Annotated in this window: 18 protein-coding genes; 14 read left to right on the top strand and 4 right to left on the bottom strand. The window is 69.2% G+C overall.

Going from position 1 to position 18,840, the window contains the following annotated elements; genetic code table 11:
- Nucleotides 1-83: 83 nt before the first annotated feature.
- Nucleotides 84-608: a 2'-5' RNA ligase family protein gene (locus AB4Y83_RS01450; RefSeq protein WP_442295827.1), complete on the bottom strand. Its 525-nt coding sequence runs from the start codon at nucleotides 606-608 to the stop codon at nucleotides 84-86.
- Nucleotides 609-752: 144 nt separating this feature from the next.
- Here AB4Y83_RS01450 and AB4Y83_RS01445 point away from each other — a divergent pair, with 144 nt between their 5' ends.
- The 13 genes from AB4Y83_RS01445 to AB4Y83_RS01385 all read left to right on the top strand — a co-directional run bounded on the left by AB4Y83_RS01445 (nucleotide 753) and on the right by AB4Y83_RS01385 (nucleotide 12,557).
- Nucleotides 753-1,373, top strand: a complete 621-nt coding sequence (locus AB4Y83_RS01445; RefSeq protein ID WP_442295826.1) for a hypothetical protein — start codon at nucleotides 753-755, stop codon at nucleotides 1,371-1,373.
- Nucleotides 1,370-2,722 carry a hypothetical protein gene (locus tag AB4Y83_RS01440; protein ID WP_442295825.1) on the top strand — a complete coding sequence of 451 codons (1,353 nt, stop codon included), beginning with the start codon at nucleotides 1,370-1,372 and terminating at the stop codon, nucleotides 2,720-2,722. The genes AB4Y83_RS01445 and AB4Y83_RS01440 overlap by 4 nt, the downstream gene beginning before the upstream one ends.
- A gap of 71 nt (nucleotides 2,723-2,793) precedes the next feature.
- Nucleotides 2,794-3,189, top strand: a complete 396-nt coding sequence (locus tag AB4Y83_RS01435) for a PPOX class F420-dependent oxidoreductase (protein WP_442295875.1) — start codon at nucleotides 2,794-2,796, stop codon at nucleotides 3,187-3,189.
- A 62-nt stretch (nucleotides 3,190-3,251) separates the two neighbouring features.
- Nucleotides 3,252-4,208 carry an oxygenase MpaB family protein gene (locus tag AB4Y83_RS01430; RefSeq protein ID WP_442295824.1) on the top strand — a complete coding sequence of 319 codons (957 nt, stop codon included), beginning with the start codon at nucleotides 3,252-3,254 and terminating at the stop codon, nucleotides 4,206-4,208.
- A 180-nt stretch (nucleotides 4,209-4,388) separates the two neighbouring features.
- A complete protein-coding gene (locus tag AB4Y83_RS01425) occupies nucleotides 4,389-4,907 on the top strand; it encodes a glycine cleavage system protein R (RefSeq protein ID WP_442295823.1) in 519 nt (172 codons plus the stop codon).
- A 370-nt stretch (nucleotides 4,908-5,277) separates the two neighbouring features.
- Nucleotides 5,278-7,188, top strand: coding sequence for a glycoside hydrolase family 15 protein (locus AB4Y83_RS01420; RefSeq protein ID WP_442295822.1), 1,911 nt, complete (start codon nucleotides 5,278-5,280; stop codon nucleotides 7,186-7,188).
- 66 nt (nucleotides 7,189-7,254) lie between these two features.
- Nucleotides 7,255-7,809 (top strand): RNA polymerase sigma factor, encoded by a 555-nt coding sequence (locus tag AB4Y83_RS01415; RefSeq protein ID WP_442295821.1) that lies wholly within the window; start codon nucleotides 7,255-7,257, stop codon nucleotides 7,807-7,809.
- Nucleotides 7,806-8,753: an anti-sigma factor family protein gene (locus tag AB4Y83_RS01410; RefSeq protein WP_442295820.1), complete on the top strand. Its 948-nt coding sequence runs from the start codon at nucleotides 7,806-7,808 to the stop codon at nucleotides 8,751-8,753. Before AB4Y83_RS01415 ends, AB4Y83_RS01410 begins: the two co-directional genes overlap by 4 nt.
- Complete coding sequence (locus tag AB4Y83_RS01405; RefSeq protein ID WP_442295819.1) at nucleotides 8,750-9,649, top strand: ATP-binding cassette domain-containing protein; 900 nt, start codon at nucleotides 8,750-8,752, stop codon at nucleotides 9,647-9,649. The genes AB4Y83_RS01410 and AB4Y83_RS01405 overlap by 4 nt, the downstream gene beginning before the upstream one ends.
- A complete protein-coding gene (locus AB4Y83_RS01400) occupies nucleotides 9,649-10,599 on the top strand; it encodes a hypothetical protein (RefSeq protein ID WP_442295818.1) in 951 nt (316 codons plus the stop codon). Before AB4Y83_RS01405 ends, AB4Y83_RS01400 begins: the two co-directional genes overlap by 1 nt.
- Nucleotides 10,596-11,198: a hypothetical protein gene (locus tag AB4Y83_RS01395; RefSeq protein WP_442295817.1), complete on the top strand. Its 603-nt coding sequence runs from the start codon at nucleotides 10,596-10,598 to the stop codon at nucleotides 11,196-11,198. The genes AB4Y83_RS01400 and AB4Y83_RS01395 overlap by 4 nt, the downstream gene beginning before the upstream one ends.
- A gap of 92 nt (nucleotides 11,199-11,290) precedes the next feature.
- On the top strand, nucleotides 11,291-11,905 hold the full coding sequence (locus tag AB4Y83_RS01390) for an isochorismatase family protein (protein WP_442295816.1): 615 nt from the start codon (nucleotides 11,291-11,293) through the stop codon (nucleotides 11,903-11,905).
- Nucleotides 11,906-12,002: 97 nt separating this feature from the next.
- Nucleotides 12,003-12,557, top strand: a complete 555-nt coding sequence (locus AB4Y83_RS01385) for a hypothetical protein (RefSeq protein ID WP_056823075.1) — start codon at nucleotides 12,003-12,005, stop codon at nucleotides 12,555-12,557.
- A gap of 871 nt (nucleotides 12,558-13,428) precedes the next feature.
- On the opposite strand, the gene AB4Y83_RS01380 is transcribed toward AB4Y83_RS01385, so the two are convergent.
- The 3 genes from AB4Y83_RS01380 to AB4Y83_RS01370 are packed head-to-tail and all read right to left on the bottom strand — an operon-like array spanning nucleotide 13,429 to nucleotide 16,480.
- Nucleotides 13,429-14,805, bottom strand: coding sequence for a DNA methyltransferase (locus AB4Y83_RS01380; protein ID WP_442295815.1), 1,377 nt, complete (start codon nucleotides 14,803-14,805; stop codon nucleotides 13,429-13,431).
- Nucleotides 14,802-15,668: a hypothetical protein gene (locus AB4Y83_RS01375; protein WP_442295814.1), complete on the bottom strand. Its 867-nt coding sequence runs from the start codon at nucleotides 15,666-15,668 to the stop codon at nucleotides 14,802-14,804. Before AB4Y83_RS01375 ends, AB4Y83_RS01380 begins: the two co-directional genes overlap by 4 nt.
- Nucleotides 15,665-16,480, bottom strand: coding sequence for a ParB/RepB/Spo0J family partition protein (locus AB4Y83_RS01370; protein ID WP_442295813.1), 816 nt, complete (start codon nucleotides 16,478-16,480; stop codon nucleotides 15,665-15,667). Before AB4Y83_RS01370 ends, AB4Y83_RS01375 begins: the two co-directional genes overlap by 4 nt.
- 306 nt (nucleotides 16,481-16,786) lie before the next feature.
- Here AB4Y83_RS01370 and AB4Y83_RS01365 point away from each other — a divergent pair, with 306 nt between their 5' ends.
- A complete protein-coding gene (locus tag AB4Y83_RS01365; protein ID WP_442295812.1) occupies nucleotides 16,787-18,838 on the top strand; it encodes a DEAD/DEAH box helicase family protein in 2,052 nt (683 codons plus the stop codon).
- Nucleotides 18,839-18,840 lie beyond the last annotated feature (2 nt).

Below are 18,840 nucleotides of genomic sequence, written 5' to 3'. Positions count from 1 at the left end.
CTCTCCCCGAAGGTTTGTTGGTCGGGGAGAAGAGACACGGGCACCCCTGTCGATACTGGGCACCGGTACTCATACCGGTCTCGTCAGGGCACTCCGGACAGGTCCCACGTCGTGCCGTCGGTCGTGTCGATGAGAGCGGCCCGGTCGCACCGGAGCGTCAGGGGCAGCCGGTCGGACACCGCGTCGACGACGACCTGCAGCCGCGCCCCGGGCACCCCGGTCGTGGCCGAGACGTGCGGCATCCAGTGACCGGGCTCGTAGTGGCGGTGCATCGTCGCGCCGGTGGCCCGGAGCGCCTCGACCGCGCGGGCCTGCCGGGTGGCGAGAGYGACCGAGGCCGAGCCGGCGAGCGCCACGCGTCCGCGCGGGAAGACGACCGTGCCCTGCACCGAGACCTCGACGGGGCCGCCGTCGCCCAGCCCGGCCACGGCGGCGCGGGCCGCCTCCTCGTCCCAGGCCAGCAGGACGGCATACGACAGGTGGGGCACGTGGTGGCCGTGGGTGTGGGAGAGCAGCGTCGGGACGCCGTCCTCCTCGAGCCGCTCCCAGAGTGCGCGGACGGCGCGGTCGGACCTGCGGTCGAGCAGCAGGCAGAGCGCGAGCGCCATGGCCCATTGTGCGCACGCCGCCCGGCGACGGGGCGCCGTCGGCACGTATCACCGGCCCGGCTCGACCGTCAGCTCAGAAGGGGCACCGTCGAGGCGCCCGGTACGAGGAGGGCGAGCCCGATGCCCGAGCACATGGACCACCACATGACCTCGCAGCCACCGGACCGGACCCGGTGGCGCCGGACCGCGATGCTCACGCTCGCCGCGGTGACGGTGGTCCCGTGGTCGATCACCGCGTGTTCGACGGCACAGCCGGGTGCGACGCCGCCCCTGACGACCGTGACGGTCACGCGCACCCCCAAGCCGCTCCCCACGTCGCTCCCCACGTCGGCTCCCGTCCCGACGCCCACCCCGACCTCCAGCCCGGCGCCCGTGCCGGGGGCGACGTCCGTCCCGGTCGAGCTCGAGGGCACGTGGCGCAGCCTCGACCAGGGATCGGCCGAGGTGCTCTACACCTTCCGGCCCGACGGCCGGTTCGAGCGGGCGGAGGTCATGATGCAGTCGCGCTCGAGCGGCACCTTCGAGTTCGACATCGGCACGAAGGGCGTCGTCGACGTGACCGGCTCGACGCTGACGCTGACCCCGCAGGGCGGCGTGCAGACCCTCCACGATCCCGACTCGCCGTCCGGCAGCTACGACGGGCGCCCGCTCGACGACCTGTCGAAGGAGACGTACAGGTGGTCGCGGGAGGGAGAGAACCTCGTCCTCGTCGGCAGGTTCGGAGCGGTGACCTACGAGCCGATGACGCAGGAGGCACCCCGGTGAACGTCCCCGACTCACCGGCCGAACGCGCCGTCGGCCGTCTGGACGGGTGGGCGGCGCGGATCCGCTCGAACCCGGCGCAGGTCGCCGTCTCGGTCCTCGTCGCGGCGCTGCTCGCCGGTGGCACGTGGCTGGCTGCCCAGGCGGGCGGCGACTGGCTGCAGTCGACCCGGCTCGAGACCCGCTCGATGGCCCTGACCGTCGAGGAGGTGCGTCACCTCTACCAGGACCAAGCTCCGGTCGCGCTCGACCTCGCGCTGCTCGAGGTGCGGGCCGATGCCTTCCAGGACGCGTCCGACGCGGTCACCTCGCGGGGTCTCGCGACGCCCGGCAGCCGGCTCGCTGCCGCGGAGGCGGCGACGCTGCGCAAGACCGCCGGCGAGCTCCGAGCCGGGCTGCAGCAGGCGGGCAGCTCCCTGCTGTCCGCGGACTACGAGCGGGGCGACCACGGGTATGCCGTGAGCTCGCGTCTCGCGGACGCGCTCACCCTGACGGGGGCCGACCCTCAGGGCGTCAAGGACGCCGTCGCCGACGGTGACGCGCAAGCGGCGTGGGCGTTGCGGCTCGCTGCGATGTCGGTCGTCGCCGCGGCCGCGTTCGTCGTCGTCCGCACGGCGGGCCACCGTCACCGGGCGCAGGCGGCGACGGGCCCGCACGCCCAGGGCACGCCTGAGGGCGACGACGACGTCGGGCTCGTGCCCCAGCCGTGGCAGGAGCGGACCCGGGCCCAGCGCCTGGCCGCCGCCGTCGCTCTCGTCGCGTGGCTGCTGCTGCCGGTCCTCACCGCGGCCCAGCTCGTGCTCTCGAGCGGGTCTGCGCGCGACGACGCCGAGTCGTCACGACGGGCGACGACGATCACGGGCTCGCTGCTCGCGAGCCAGCTCTACAGCTCGTTCGCGCTCCGGAGCCAGCAGGAGCAGGTCCAGCTCGGGATGCTCTCTCTCGCAAGGCAGTTCGTTGCCGTCGGAGACGACGTGCCCGGCCAGCCCGAGCTCGCGAAGGCCGACGCCGCCGCGGCGTCGACGTGGGCGCAGGTCGCGGGCGCGATGACGGCGCCGCCCACCGAGTCCGACGGGGTCCCGGCCGACGTCGTCGCGATGGTGACGTCCGAGCCGGCGGACTACGACCGACTCCTCGCCGCCCAGCACGAGGCGGTCGACTCCTCGCAGCGACGCGGCGACGCGGCCAACCTCATGACCCTCGGCCTCCTCCTCGCCGCGTTCACGGCGACGGCCGCAGCGTTGGCGCGGCGACCGGGACGGGGCGGCACGACCGCGACGACGACCGCGGCGCTCATGGCGGCGACAGCCCTCGCCATCGGCGTCGTCGCGGTGGTCCGGTCGCTCGCCTGAGGACGTCGCCGGGCACGTCCTCGACACGGGCTGGGGCCGGCGACACGGCATACGCTGACGGCGTGAGCCCCATGCCGAGCGACCTCGACGTCGTCAACGCCAACCGCTACGTGTCGCTGACGACGTTCCGCCGGACGGGCGTTCCGGTGAGCTCGCCCGTGTGGGTCGCCCGCGACGCCGGCAAGCTCGTCGTCATCACCGTCGACCCGAGCGGCAAGCTCAAGCGGCTCGCGCACACCGCCCGGGTGGAGCTGCGTCCGTGCGACATCCGCGGGCGCGTGCCCGAGGGGGCGCCGACGTATGCCGGCACGGCCGTCGTCGACCGCAGCCCGGAGGGCGTCGCCGCGGTCAAAYGCGCCATGGGCCGCAAGTACGTCATGGCGCGGCTCGGCGACGCCCTGGCAGCGGTCACCGACCGGGTACGGCCGCGTGGCCCGCGCGCCGGCATCCGCATCACGCTCGGCTGAGCCGTCGCAACCCTGTACAGATCGTTTCCGCGCGCCGCTGACCTGCGGTTATGTTGTCGATCATGAGTCCCACGGCAGGAGCCCGGCTGGTCCAGCGCCAGCTCGGCGTCATGCTGCGCAGCAAGGTCGCGGGCGATGATGCGCCCGACCGCGCGCAACGGATCTGGGGTGCCCAGGGCGAGCGGTGGTTCACGCCCGAGGACCCGGTGTGGCGAGTGCACGCGGACGCCTCGATGTTCCCGGCGGGCGTGACGTCGCTGCTGCTGCAGATGCTCCACCCGATGGCGATGGCCGGGGTGGCCGGCCACAGCGGCTACAAGAGCGATCCGTGGGGGCGCCTCCAGCGCACGAGCCACTACCTCGCGACGACGACCTTCGGCACGATCGAGCACGCCGAGGAGGCCATCGCCATGGTCCGCTCGATCCACGAGCGGGTGCGCGGCAAGGACCACCTCGGGCGCCCCTACCGCGCTGACGACCCGCACCTGCTCATGTGGGTGCACGCGGCCGAGATCGACTCGTTCCTCCGCGGCTACCAGACCTTCGGGGACACCCCCCTGACCGATGACGAGGCCGACGTCTACGTCGCTCAGGCCGGCATCCCGGCCGGACGGCTCGGTGTCATCGACCCGCCCACCTCGGTCGCCGAGCTGCGGGCCGTCCTCGCGTCCTACCGTCCCGAGCTCGAGACGTCGCCCGCCGCCCGCGAGGCCGCGCGCTTCCTCCTGCTCGACCCGCCGCTGCCCTTCTACGCCCGACCTGGCTACGGGACCCTCGCCTCCGGAGGCGTGTCCCTGCTGCCCGGGTGGGCGCGCGAGATGCTCGGCATCCCGCTGCCCGGCGTCGTCTCGACGCTCGTGGCGCGGCCGCTCGGGCACCTCGGCACGGCCGCGGTGCGCTGGGGCATGGCCGGGCTCGCCGAGCGGCGCCCGTCCGACACCCCACCCGACACCCCGTCGGGCTCCCCCAGACCCCCCGACGAGACGGATGACCTCGTCGGGGCCCAGGCCGCCAGCTGAGCGGCCACCTTTGACCGGGCCGGGTTGCACTCAAGAAGCGGGTGCACCCGGCCCGGCGCTCCCTCCCGACGGCGAGCCGCCGTCGTCGCCCCGATGGCGTACGCCGTGGGCTGCGTCATCGGGTGGCCCGACGCCGCGCGCGCTGCCGCACGAGCGGGCCCCGGTCAGTAGGCTGCGGATGTGCCCAGACTCGTGCTCACCGTCATCGGCGACGACCGCGCCGGCCTCGTCAGTGCCCTCGCGGACGTCGTCACCGCGCACGACGGCAACTGGGAGGACAGCCAGCTCGCGGAGCTCGCCGGCAAGTTCGCCGGCATCGTCGTCGTGGGTGTGCCCGGTGAACGGGTGGACGCGCTGACGGCCGCGCTGGGCGAGCTCGACGGGCTGCTCGAGGTGGCCGCCCATCCGGGCGCCGAGGCCTCGGGCGTTGCTGATGACGCCGACGCGCAGCGGCTGACGATCGACCTGCTCGGCAACGACAGCCCGGGCATCGTGCGCGAGGTGTCGTCGGTGCTGAACCGGCACGAGCTGTCGATCGAGACGCTGACGACCGGGACGCGCGAGGCGCCGATGGCCGGCGGGCTGCTCTTCGAGGCGCACGTCGTCGTGCGGGTGCCGGGCGGGTCGGACTCGGCCGCACTGCGGGCGGACCTCGAGCGACTCGCCACCGAGCTGCTCGTCGACATCGCCGTCGCCTGACGGCGGCCTGCGGCCCTGGCCGCCGCGGCTGTGCATTGGGTCATCAGGTGACTCAGCGCGTCGTGGCGGCTGCCTGGGGATGACGATGGGGCCCGCCTCGCGATGCGAGCTCGGGCCCCGTGACGGTTCACGTACCACAACGGGCCAACCGCCGAAGTCTGCGTCGTCGGTGGACGACTCCCTCCAGTGGAGACCCGCGCACGCGCCCGAAAGTCCGAATTCGTGAGACCTTGCGAGACTCTTGCGCGGCTCTTGCGGTGGCGCACGGTCGGGGCGCGGAGGCTTCGGTGCGGCATACGGCCAGGACGGCATACGGGCTCGGAGCGCGGCTCCTCTTGTGCGCAGGGGGGACCACGAGCAGTCTGAGGACATGGACGCTGCAGCCGACGTCGCGATCTCCCACGCCCCGACGGGGCCGACCGGGCACGTGAAGGCGGTCCCCATCGCGGACTACGGGTTCCTGTCCGACGGTGAGGTGACGGCCCTCGTGGCACCGGGCGGTGACGTCGACTGGATGTGCGTGCCGCGCCTCGACTCCCCGAGCGTCTTCGGGGCGGTGCTCGGGCGGCACTCGGGGCGCTTCCGGCTCGGGCCTTCCGACGTCAGCGTGCCGACGGCGCGGCGCTACCTGCCGGGCACGATGGTGCTCGAGACGAGCTGGGGCACCCCGACGGGCTGGATCATCGTCCGCGACGTGCTGCTCATCGGGCCGTGGCGCCACGACGAGGACGTGTCGCCGAAGCACCGGCGCACGCCGATGGACTACGACGCGGAGCACACGCTGCTGCGGACGATCCGCTGCGTGTCGGGCGAGGTGCAGACGGTGATGGAGTGCGAGCCGGTGCTCGACTACGGGCGCCAGCCGGTGACGTGGGACTACACCGACCTGGGCTACCACCAGGGCCGCGCGACCGGCGCGGGGTCGGATGTGGTGCTCACGCTGACGACGGACCTGCGGCTCGGCTTCGAGGGCGGGCAGGCTGCTGCGAGAACCCTGCTCAGGGAGGGCGATGTCCGTTACATCGCACTCTCGTGGGGTGAGAAGGCGCCGCCGACCGACTTCGGGCAGGCGTACCAGCGACTCGTGTGGACGGCCCACCACTGGCAGCACTGGCTCGCCCGCGGTCGCTTCCCCGACCACCCGTGGCGCAGCTACCTCCAGCGAAGTGCCCTGACGCTCAAGGGACTGACGTATGCGCCGACGGGCGCCATCGCCGCCGCGTCGACGACGTCGCTGCCGGAGACCATCGGCGGAGAGCGCAACTACGACTACCGCTACACGTGGATCCGTGATGCGACGTTCGCGCTGTGGGGGATGTACTCGCTCGGGTTCGACTGGGAGGCCGTGGACTTCTTCTCGTTCATCGCCGACATGGCCGAGCGCGACGAGGACCTGCAGATCATGTACGGCATCGGCGGGGAGCGCGAGCTGCCAGAGTTCGAGCTCGACCACCTATCGGGGTATGCCGGGTCGCGGCCCGTGCGCATCGGCAACGCCGCGCACTCCCAGGTGCAGCACGACGTCTGGGGCGCGCTCCTCGACTCGGTCTACCTTCACTCCAAGGTCGCCGACCACCTCGACGGGCGCATCTGGCCGATCCTTGGCAAGCAGGTCCGGTCGGCGCTCAAGCACTGGCAGGAGCCGGACGCCGGCATCTGGGAGGTGCGCGGCGAGCTCAAACACTTCACATCGTCGAAGATCATGTGCTGGGTCGCGGTCGACCGCGGGGCGAAGCTCGCGTCGATGATCGGCGAGGACTCGCAGGCGGCGGAGTGGGAGCTGGCCGCCGAGGAGATCAAGGCCGACATCCTCGAGCACGGCGTCGACGAGCGTGGCGTGTTGACGCAGTACTACGGGTCGGACGCCCTCGATGCCTCCCTGCTGCTGGCGCCGCTCGTCCGCTTCCTGGAGCCGGACCACCCGGTGATCCGGGCGACGGTCCTCGCGATCGCGGACGAGCTGACGGTCGACGGGCTGGTGCTGCGCTATCGCGTCGACGAGACCGACGACGGCTTCTCCGGCGAGGAGGGGACCTTCACGATCTGCTCGTTCTGGCTCGTGTCTGCGCTGTCGGAGATCGGCGAGCACAAGCGGGCGCACGAGCTGTGCGCGAAGCTGCTCTCCTTTGCCGGGCCCCTCGAGCTGTATGCGGAGGAGATCGACACCCACACGGGGCGCCACCTCGGCAACTTCCCCCAGGCGTTCACCCACCTGGCCCTCATCAACGCGGTCATGCACGTCATCGCCACCGAGACGGGCGGCGACCTGCCTCCCCGCTGACGCCCCGCACCGCGCTTCGTCGCCATACCGAGAACCGATCGGGCCCTCCGGGTCGACAGTAGAGATGTGTCACCGCTCGTCGCTCCCGACGACCAGAGCCTCCTCGAGGCGCTGGCCTCCGGGGACGTCGGCGCCCTCGAGAGGCTCTACGAGCGTCACGCACCGTGGCTCTCGGTCCGGCTGATGCGACGCTGCAACGACCGTGAGGTCGTGGCCGACGTGCTCCAGGACACCTTCGTCGCCGTGTGGCAGGGGGCCCGGCGCTACCAGGGGACGGGCGAGGTCGGCGCGTGGATGTGGGGGATCGCGATCAGACGGCTCGTCAGCCGGCTCCGGTCGCGCCGGGACGTCGTGCTCCTGCGCGACCCGAGGGCCTCCGGCACTGCCTCGCCCACCGCCGAGGACGAGCTGCTCCTCGGCGTGGAGTACGGCGATCTCGGTCGGGCGATGGCCGCCCTGTCCCCCGAGCTGCGGGCCGTCATGCAGGCGACGGTGCTCGACGGCCTCACCACCCGCGAGGCCGCGCGCCTGCTGGGCATCCCCCAGAACACCGTCAAGACGCGGGCCCACCGCGCACGGGCGCGCCTGCGGGCGAGCCTCTTGGAAGGAGCCTCCTCATGAGTACGCGCCACGTGCGGCCGGACGACCTGCACGCGTGGGTCCACGGCGAGGCCGACGCCGTCACGTCGATGTCGCTCGAGCAGCACCTCGTGCGGTGCCCGCAGTGCCAGGCGAGCGTCGCCGCCGAGCTGCCCCCGATGGCGTATGCCGTCAGCTCCCTTCCCGACGTGACCCCCCTCTCGGGCGCGGCAGGTCACGGGCAGCCTGAGCCACCAGCGCTTTCAGACGTGCCGGACGCGCCGGACTTGCCGGACCTGCCCGACCTTCCTGACCTGGCGGCCGTCTGGGGCGCCGTGCGCGACGAGATCGAGGTGCCGCGTGTGTCGGTGCTGGAGCGGCTCCTCGCGCGGCTCGGCCTGCCGCCCGGCGACGCGATGCTCGTGGCCGCGGCGCCGGCGCTGCGCGGGTCGTGGATCTGCGCGGTCGCCCTCGCCGTCGCCTTCGCGGTCGGCGGGGCCGTGGCGGCGCGCAACGGCAGCGTCATGATCTTCCTCGTCGTGGCGCCGCTCGTGCCGGTGCTCGCCGTGGCGGCGGCCTTCGGCCCGGAGGGCGGGCCGGCGCTCGAGCAGGAGAGCTCGGCGCCGTACCCGCTCGCTCGCCTGCTCCTGCTCCGGACCGCCGCCGTGCTCCTCGCGGCGCTCCCCGTGGTGCTCGTCGGCCAGTTCGTCTTCCCCGAGTCGGCGGCGTGGGTGTGGCTCCTCCCGGCGCTGGGCTTCACCGCGGCGGTGCTCGCCCTCTCGACGTGGTTCGGGCCGTGGCGCCCGGCGAGCGCCATCACCGTCGTCTGGGTCATTGCCACCGGCGCGGCCTCCCGCCTCGACACGATCTGGGCCGTCTTCGCGCCGCAGTACCTCGTCCTCTACGTCCTCATGCTCCTCATCGGGCCGCCCGTCCTCGTCCTTCGAGCCCGGCGACTCGGCACGATCGGAAGGATCGCGTCATGACCGCAACCAGCTCGACCCCGGTCTCCCTGCGCGGTGTCACCAAGCGCTACCGCTCACTCGCGGCCCTCGACGACGTCGACCTCGACCTCGGACCCGGCATCACCGGACTGCTCGGTCCGAACGGCGCCGGCAAGACGACGATGCTCCGCGTCATGGCGACGGTGCTGCGCCCCGACGCCGGCGAGGTGCGGCTCCTCGGCCGCGACCCGAGCCAGCCGGATGCCCGCACCGAGGTCAGGCGGCGTCTCGGCTACCAACCGCAGGAGCTCGGCTTCCCGCGCGGGTTCTCCACCTTCGCCTTCGTCAACTACATGGCAGTCCTCAAGGAGTGGGCCGACCGTGGGACTCGCACCACCGAGGTGAGACGAGTGCTCGACCTCGTCGGCCTCGGCGACGTCGCGGCCAAGCGGATCAGTCGGCTCTCGGGTGGGCAGCGGCGCCGGGTCGCCCTGGCCCAGGCCCTGCTCGGCACACCGGAGCTGCTGGTCCTCGACGAGCCGACGACCGGGCTCGACCCCGAGCAGCGCGCGTCCTTGCGTGGAGTGCTCGCCGACATCGCCGCGACGTCGACGATGGTCATCTCGACGCACCAGACCGAGGACGTCGCTGCGCTGTGCCGCCGGGTCGTCGTGCTCGATGCCGGGCGGGTGCACTTCGACGGCACGGTGCCCGAGCTCGTGTCGCTCGCGGCCGGACGTGTCTGGATGGCCGCTGCGCCGGATGCCGCGGCGCAGGCGTCGTGGCGCACCGCGTCCGGGCGCTATCGCAACGTCGGGGAGTCGGTGCCGAGGGGCGCCGAGCTTGTCGAGCCCAGCCTCGAGGACGCCTACCTGCTGCTGCGGGGCGCCACCAGCCCCGCGTCCGCTGACGCCACGACCTCGGCGGAGGTGGCGTGATGACCACCACCCCGCAGGACGCCCTTGCCGTGACGACCGCCCTCGCCCCGCGCGGCGGCTACCGGAGCCCGTTCGCCGCGCTCGCCCGCATCGAGGCGTGGCGCTTCGCCCGACACCCGATGTTCCTCGTGGGCACGGCGCTCGGTGTCGTCTTCACGGTCATGGCCCTCAACGAGCAGGCACACCAGGTCACCAGCGACTCGCTCAGCCTGCCCGTCGTCGCCCTGACGGTGGGGGTTTCCTCGATGATCACCGCTTACCACCTGACGCGGTCCTTCCACGGGGCCGGCGAGCTGCTCGAGGCGTCGCCCACCTCCGTCACCGCCCGGACGGCCGCGCTCTGCCTGATGGCTGGTGTCCCTGCGCTCGTCGCCTCGGCATGGCTCGTCCTCTACTACGCCATCGGCCCGTCGGCGTTGGGCGCGCCGGAGTGGATGTACGGCCCCTTGTCGCACGCGGCGGTCGCGGCGGTCCTCGTCGAGAACTCGGTCGCGACGGCCGTCGGCGGCACCCTGCTCGGCATCGCGGCCGGGCGGTGGTGGCGGTTCCGTGGCGCCTCGGCAGTCCTCGTGCTGGCGGTGGTCGTCTGGACGATCGGCGTCCTCGGCGCCTTCAGCACCACCGAGGGGGCACCGCCTGCGTGGTTCCACTGGGTCCGCCTCTTCGCGCCGGTCGGCTACTTCTCGTCGGCATCGGCGGACTACGTCACGGTCACCAGCCTCACCGGGTCGCCGGCGTGGTACCTCGTCTGGGTCATCACTCTCTGCGGCCTCGCAGCCCTCGCCGCACTGCTGTGGCGGTCGGAGGGTCAGACCCGGCGGCGGCTCGTCCGGATCGGGGCGGTGACCCTCGTGCTGTCGGTGATCGCCTATGGTCTCGCCTCCGCCACCGGCCTCAGCCAGCCGGTGCGCTCCTACCCCGACGGCCACAGCGTGGTCGTGACGCGATGATCCACTCGCGCGTCCTCGGGCCGGCCGCGGGCATCCCATGGCGGCCCGTGGCGGCCCTGACCTCAGTGGGACTGCTGCTTCTGGGGGTCGCAGCGACGTGGACCACCAGCGCCGTAGCGGGCACGGCGCTGGTGGTGGGCGTGGCCGCCCTCGCCGCGGCGACGGCATACGTTCTCGACGAGGCGGCTGCCGAGGCAGTGGGGGCCGCGCCCACGTCCCTGCGGAGGCGCAGCCGATCCCGACTCGTCGTCGCCGGTGGCGTGCTCGGCGCGGGGTCGGTGGGGGTCGCCGCCCTGGCAGTCAGGAGCGGGTTGAGCGCTCGGTTCGGGGTCATGGTATGGCTGACCGGCTGCGTGCTCGTCGCCGTCGCCGCGGCCGCTGCCCTGCGTCGGAACGTGGCCGAGCCCGGGGACGCGGTCGGCGGCGCGCTGCTGACGGTGGTCATCGCGCTGGCCGTCGTGAACCCGCTCTCGCGCTGGGTCGACGTCTTCCCGAGTGAACCGGACGCACGGTGGGCAAGCTCGTTCGTGCTCTGGGGTGGCGTGGGCGCCATCTGCCTGGCGGTGCTGACGCGCGCGACCCGGGACCCGCTCGACTGACGAGTGGCGGTGCTGCTGGTCGATTCGCCGGTGGCGATGGGCCGGCGAGCCGTAGCGTGCACCCAGGGGCCGAGGCGACCGGAAGGCGCACCATGATGCAGTTCGAGGTCGACCCGCGCCGGATGGCCCTGCTCAACATCGACGTGCAGAACGTCTTCGTCGAGATGGCGCGGGATGCGCCTGCCGTGGTCGATCGCATCAACCGCCTGGCGGAGGTATGCCGTGTGGCCGGCATCCCGGTCATCCACGTGCGGCACGCGGTGCCTGCGGGAGCCGATCTCGGGATCCTCGGGGAGATGTTCCCGCCGGTGCGGGAGGGGATGCTCGACCGCACGTCCCACACCGCCGCGTTCCACGAGTCGCTGGTCATGGACCCGTCCGACCACGTGCTCGAGAAGCCGCACTTCGGGGCCTTCCACGACACCGACCTGCTGGTGCGGCTCGAGCTGCTCGGCGTCGACACGATCATCATCACCGGGATCGAGACGAACGTCTGCTGCGAGACGACGGCGCGCGAGGCGATGGTCCGCGACGTGCGCGCGTTCTTCATGAGCGACGCCACGACCACCGGCGGGGTGCCGGGGATGGAGGTCGCCGAGGTGCAGCGCGCCTCGCTGGCCACGGTCGGCACCTTCTTCGCCCAGGTCGCCACGACCCACGAGATGATCGACTGGATCGGTGCTGCGTCTGAGTCCACCGAGCGATGAGCGGTCGACTCGTCAGTGGGTGGGTGACGGGCGCCGAGGCGAAGGGTGGAGACTGGGGGTTCGGCGACTGCACCACGAAGGAAGCGGATGACTGCCCATGTCTGACCAGGAGACGTTCGTGACTCCGAAGTTCGCCCAGCCATACTGGGCGAAGCATGCCTACGAGGTGCTCGTGGAGACCGCGGGTCGCTACAACGCCGTCATCACCTACTCCGAGCTCGCCGAGGAGGTCCAGCGCCGCTCGTCGCTGCGGACCAAGTCGCAGATGCGCAACTGGATCGGCGCTCTCCTGGCCGACCTGGTCAAGGTCAACCACGTGCGCAACGAGCCACCGCTTGCGTCACTGGTCGTCCGGAAGGACGACGGTCAGGTCGGCGCCGGCTACGACGAGGCGCTCCGGGTTGCTGGCGAAGCCCCGATCACCGACCCGCTCGAGCGCGAGAACAGCGCGGCCGCCGCACGGCTCGAGTGCTACCGCCACTGGGGAGCCGACGTGCCGGCCGACGCCGTGCCGACGCTGACCGCCAAGGCCCGGGTCGTCCGGGCGAGCACGCCGCGTGCGACCGCGGCCACCGAGGCTCGCCGCGGCGCGGTCTGCCCGACCTGCTTCATGGAGATGCCCGTCTCCGGCCCCTGCCCCAACTGCGACTGAAGACGAAGGGGCAGGTGGCCAGACGCCCGACTCACGCCACTCTTGGCGCAGACGCGGAGGGCTGGGGAACTGGGCCCGTTCGGATGTCGGGGCTCGCACCATGGAGACGATGCTGGTCAGGAAAGGGCTACGGCCACCACGTTAAGCAACGTCACGACAGGAAGGCTACGACACGGAGGGCCACGGGGTGGACAACGAACGCCGTCCGCGCCGCAGACATCGGGGACGCATTCGCAACGACCGCCACACGCTCATCCGTGACGCGCTCTTGCACTCACCAACATTGGAGAATATCAGAGCCTTCTCGTGATGCTGCGACAGCACACCCATACAGCCTGAGCCTCCCCTGCTCATTCCTTCAGGGCTCGCCTCCCGGGAGACCCGTAGTCGCAGAGTGGAATCTCGACTAGCACCTGGCGAATGCGTTCCTCGAATGTACCGCCCGCAGTGCGTCCATACTTGTCCGAAACGTATTGATGCCAGCGAGATGGGTGGCGAGGTTCGCGGCCCACCATCCAGAAGGAGGTAATCCCGTTCTGCAGTGCCCGCGCAGAGAGCCAGTTCACCTGAGCGAGCCGTAGACGCCGAGCCTCACCAGTCAGACCGGCAACTCCCCAGGCCGCAATGACGATCCCCGCATCCGCTATCGCAACCTCCAAATCCTTCTGGGCTTGATCCCAGGCATCGCGGCCGAGGGCGTTGACTTCGACGACTGATGGCGTTGGGACCGCGCATAGGTTTGCTATGACCGCGCCCTCATGACCGAGCGCACCTGCAGCTTTGGCCACCGCGTTCCTGCTCCGCATGCCGGTGCTCGTTGACGGTGGGTTAAGAAGCACTGCCACGAGCCCACGTCGCCGCTCAGGGACGATCAGATCGACCGCCCCACCATAGAGCGGACGGTGCGTAACCGCTCATGGGCGGCGTCAGGACCGCCGTCTTTCCAAGGCTCATCCCAATTGACGTCATCAGAACCAAGGTCGGGATCGCCGTCGGCATGCGTTAGGACAAGTGCGCAATCGCGATTGGTCGCTTCACCCTTGGTGTCGCCCCAAATGCGACTCACTTTGCTCTGGGCCGGAAGATCGTCCTCGACTAGGCCGATCTTGCGCAAACGCGTCTGGCCCTTAATGTCGTCCCACATCTTCGCGGCGAGCGGAATCGGGTCATCCTTGCCCGTTTCCTTAACGTCGCCGATGATCAGAACGGCAACCCCATCCTTCTTTAGAACCCGTTGAATTCCGAGGACGGTGCGACGCATAAATTCGCAGTACGATTGATAGTTGTGCCCATGGTCGAGGACGGCGTTGAGCCTCTTGCGACCCTCACCCTGCTCGCGACCTACCTCATCGATTCCGAGCAACCACAACCGGATCCAATTGGACTGCGCATAGTTGACGACTTGAAGGTACGGCGGCGATGTCACGACGAGATCAACCGAGCCCGATGAAAGGTCCTTGCCCGTAAGCAGCACGGCCGCATCGGAGTGGTGTGCGATGCCAGATGTGCCAGAATTCTCGTCCAGGTAGAGCCGAGCAAGCTTATCGCGAAGTCGATCGAACACATCTTGGTCGAGCTTCTCGAGCCCCTTCTCGCGGATAAACTTCTCCACGTAAGAAGGGGACATGCTGAACGTGTTTGGCATGCTGATGCTGAGGTACTGACTTGTGCCGTCCCGCCGCCAGCCGCCATGCATGATGCCGGCCAATGCACCGGCGAGCATGAACTCTGCCCGATTCCAGGTCGTTAGATCCTTGCTGAGGAGGCGTCCCCGAATGAAGTCGAGTTGGGCCAGCGTGTTGTCGTGGTAGAGCATCCGGATGTCAGGTGACACGTCGGGCTGGCCGTGTTTGGTGGCCTTGTAGGCATGCTCCAAGTCGTCGACGAAGCCGTTGGCCTCCCCCCAGCTTGGCGGATCGGTCTTAGCCCGCGACAGGACGAACGCGAGCGGACTGAGATCGTTCGCGATCGCCCTGCGACCCTCTACGCGAGCTTGGAGCGGAGTGGTTCCCCGCCCGCTGAACGGGTCTAGAACAACCTCTCCCGGCCGTGAGTACTGCTGGATGAACTGATGGGCGACTTTTGCCGGGAACATGCCGTGGTACGAGCACATGGTGTGCATCGAGTGGCCCCAGCGTGAACTGATGCTGTGCCAAAGGTCGCCGGCTGAGGTGGTCCCGCCGTCGACCGAGCCACGCCCAGGGGCGTCGAAGAAGGCGTCATCCGACCAGTCCGCCAACGCGCTCACGATAGGTACTCCTCGAACGACTTCGCGGCTGCGACGAGCACCGGCTCCTTCGATTCCTTGGACACGCGCGAGAGGTGGCTGCGCGCCTCCTTGAACTTCCTCTGGGTTGCCTGACCGGCGGCACGGCGGAGGCCGAGGTCGCGCTTGATCGCACGCACATCTTCACCCGCGTGGAAGCACTCAGGCGGGAGGGCGGCGGTCACCATCTCGATGAACTTGAGCGGATACCGCTCAGTGCCACCTAGGCGGGCAGCGTCGGCCACGGCAGCAATCCATACCTCGGGCTCGGCACCCTCGGCGAACTTTTCGCGGAGGGCCCGCTTCAAACCTTCGTCAGTCAGCCGTAACCAGGCATAGGGGTTGGACGAGGGGAAGACACCGACATCCATCAGTTCGACGATGCGCGCGAACAGGCCGCCGCGCTCCATAAGTCGCCACAGCCCTGTGTAGTTCCGAAGGGTGGCCGGCGAGACGCCGATGTAGCGAGCAATGTCGACCTTGAGTACGTTTTCGGCTTTGTGCAAATGCTCCACCAGCGTGGCGAGCTGGCTAGGCAGCAAGTCCTGATAGATGTCGGACTGGAAGCGGATTTCGTACCGTATGTCGTAGTCGAGCAGGTACGCCGCAACCGACGCGAACCGCGAAGGGTCCCTTTCACGAATAGCCTTGATACCACGAAGACGCAGCGCGCCATCAATGACGAGGTAACCGCCATCCGGGTTAACTGCCACCTTTAGGGGCTCAGCCAACCCGACCTCATCTAGCGACGATCGAAGCCGATCCTCGAACGACTTCGCGCTGCCGGATCGCACCAATTCAGAGCTTAGCGTCAGGTCCTCTGGCGCGACCTCGATGAGCTTCACTGGGCCACCACTTCGTACGACTGTCCCCGCTTCGCCAGCGCGGTGGGGAATTTCAACGCAAGCTGACGGAATCGTTCCCTCTGCGTGCCTGCGGGCACGTCGTTGAGTGCATTGCAGGCCCAATTGAGCAACGCGAAGCGTTCGCCAATCTGCTTGTCACCGAGATCACCCAGGTGTTGCCATCCAAGCGCGACGAAAAGCGTCTCAAGTTCCTTGGTTCTGATGGCGGTCCTCGAGACAATCGACAGGACCGCTTGACGCTCCGCTGGGTCGACGTGGCGTGCAATAACCGCGTGCATGGACAGACTGACATCGCCGGCCCGCAGCGCCTCCACCTCGGAGGACGTAGCTCCATCGAGCTGCGCTAGCAAGCGGCGCACGGTGGAGGGCGAGACACCGAACCGGTTGGCGATTACCGAGGTCTCCTCGCCCTGCTGACGAGCACGCTGGATCAGGAGGGCTCGGTCAACCGGACGCATCTTGAGGCGGGCGACATTCTCAACCAGGAACTGCTGGACCTTCTCAGTCTCGGCGTACGCATCGTCAACGACGATGGCGGGGATAGTTGCGACACCCAGAAGACGGCAAGCGAGAGTCCGACCCTGGCCCTTGATGAGCAGGAAGTCGCCACTCTCATCAGGTGCCGGCCGCACGGTGATCGGCGTCAACACCCCGAACTGCTGGATCGAGCGCTGGAGCTCCCGGTGGCCATCACGATCACGCTTGCGGCCGAGCCCGCTTTCGGGTCGGATGCGAGCTACTTGCACCTCAGTAAGCCTCGGCTCGAACGCGTCCCCTTGCTGCTCGTTCAAGCCCCTGTGGGTGTGCGCCACCCTGCGTGCTCCCGTACCCACCGTTCATCACCCTCCGAAATTACGCTGATGTCATTCTTGCAGATGGTCGCATTAACCCCCTCATCTGCGACCCGCGAGTCAGTTCGTCGATGACATGTCGAACACCTGTTCGATCAATCTACGACCCAGGCCCGACACTGGCGGACCCCAGCCGCGTCGGGACGGACTTGCCGACGGATCTGACGAACAGGGCACGCCGCACTCAAAACACCGAAATCCATGCGTCTGTCTCGTAAGGTCTCACCGTCAGGGAGGAGGTGAAGTATGACGTTGCAGGATCTGGACCTGCAGAGGAGCTACCGCTCTGGGCGGGACTCGCTGCTCGATGACTTCTATGTGCCCTCCTTGCAGGAGTCAGTCCGCTATGACCGTGCTGTGGGCTACTTCTCCAGCACGCTATACCAGGTCGTCGGTCTGGCATTCACGGACTTCGCTCGCCGCGGAGGGCGGATGCGCCTGGTGTGTTCGCCAGCGCTCACCCCCGACGATTTCGACGCGATGAAGCAGGCCGACGAGATCGGTCGGCGGGCCCAGGAGACAGTTCGCGCCGACCTCGAGCGACTTCTCCGCAACCCGGCGGCCGTGCCTGCAACGAAGCTGCTTGCGACTCTCATCGCCAACGACATCATCGACGTGCGGATCGCCTTTGCCGACAAGCCGAGCGGTCTGTTCCACGACAAGCTCGGCGTCTTCGAGGATGTCGAAGGCAAGCGCGTCTCCTTCCGAGGTAGCGCCAACGAGACATGGCGAGCATGGGGCTATAACCACGAGTCGTTCGACGTCTCGTGCAGTTGGCGCAACGAGCATGAGCTCCTGCGAACCCGTGAGCACGCCGAAAGCTTCCAGGACATCTGGCGGGGTCGGGAGCCTGGTGTTCTCATCGCCCGGCTGGACGAGACCACTCGCGAACAACTCGTGACCATCGCTGACGAAGACCTCGATCACGCCATCGACGACGTGCGGCTTCACCAGGGCCGCAGGCTCAACGAGGTTGTCGGACGGCCGCTCATGGAACACCAGCGCCTCGTCCTGGAGGACTGGGAGGCCCAAGACCACCACGGAATCGTGAACTTCGCGACTGGGGCCGGCAAGACTCTCACGGCGATCGAGGGCGTCAAGCGCTGGACGAACGACGGGGGCGCGGCGGTCATTTTGGTGCCAGGCCGGGATCTGCATTCCCAATGGATTCGTGAGATCGAGGCAGAGCTGGGCGACGTTCAGATCCTCCCGGCGGGTGCCGGCAACAGCAAGAGCGACTGGATGCAGCTGCTGCCGATCTTTACCGCGCCCGGCAACTCAGGCGGCTCGCGTCGGGTAGTCGTGGCGACCAATGCCACATTCGCCTCTGAGGACTTCCAGCGCCGCTTGAGGTCGGGCGGCCACCTGCTGGTGGTAGCCGATGAGATGCACCGTGCCGGCAGCAAGATGGTCCTGCCAGCTCTAGAGGGCACGGCCTGCGGTGCGACATTGGGCCTCAGCGCTACCTTCCGGCGCCAGTTCGACGAAGAGGGCACCGACCGGCTCGTCGAGGTGTTTGGCGAAGTGCTGTCACCAGTCATTGGACTCGCCGAGGCCCTCATGCTCGGCATGTTGGTGCCGTACGACTACCGGCTCCACGAAGTCATGCTGGAGGACGACGAGGAGGAAGAGTACGACCAGCTGACGAAACGGATCGGCCAGCTCATAGGCAGAGGCGAGGCGGTCAGTGACTCGGATGGACCGCTCCAGATGCTGCTCATCAAGCGTGCGCGGGTTCTGAAGCAGGCGCGGCAGAAGGTCCCAATGGCCGTCGACATCCTTACGTCCGAGTATCAGGCGGGGGACCGCTGGCTTGTTTACTGCGACGACACGGCGCAGCTCCGTGCAGTCATCGACGGCTGTCTCGAGGCGAATCTTCCCGCGCTGGCCTTCCACTCCGGTATGTCGAGCGACCGCGACGCCGTGATCCGAAGCCTCGCGGAGCACGGCGGCATCGTGGTCGCCATCCGCTGCCTCGATGAAGGCATCGACATACCTGTCACCGACCACGCCTTGATCCTGGCGAGCTCGACGGTCGAGCGTGAATACATACAACGCCGGGGAAGGGTGCTGCGGCGCGCCCCAGCCTCCGGGAAGGTAAGCGCCGAAGTGCACGACCTGATGCTGGTCGACAGCCTCGGCGGTGCCTTGACGAAGAGCGAGGCTCTTCGTGCGCTGGAGTTCGTACGCCTGGCCCGCAACCCCGCCGCCCGCGAACGCCTCAAGGTACTCGTCTCACTCAGTCGAGATCCGATCGAATTGCCCGATTTGCTTGACGATGAAGAAGAAAGTGACTGACA

Source organism: Terrabacter sp. RAF57 (assembly GCF_052113925.1).
Lineage (GTDB): Bacteria > Actinomycetota > Actinomycetes > Actinomycetales > Dermatophilaceae > Terrabacter.
This window is presented reverse-complemented; position numbering and strand designations above follow the sequence as displayed.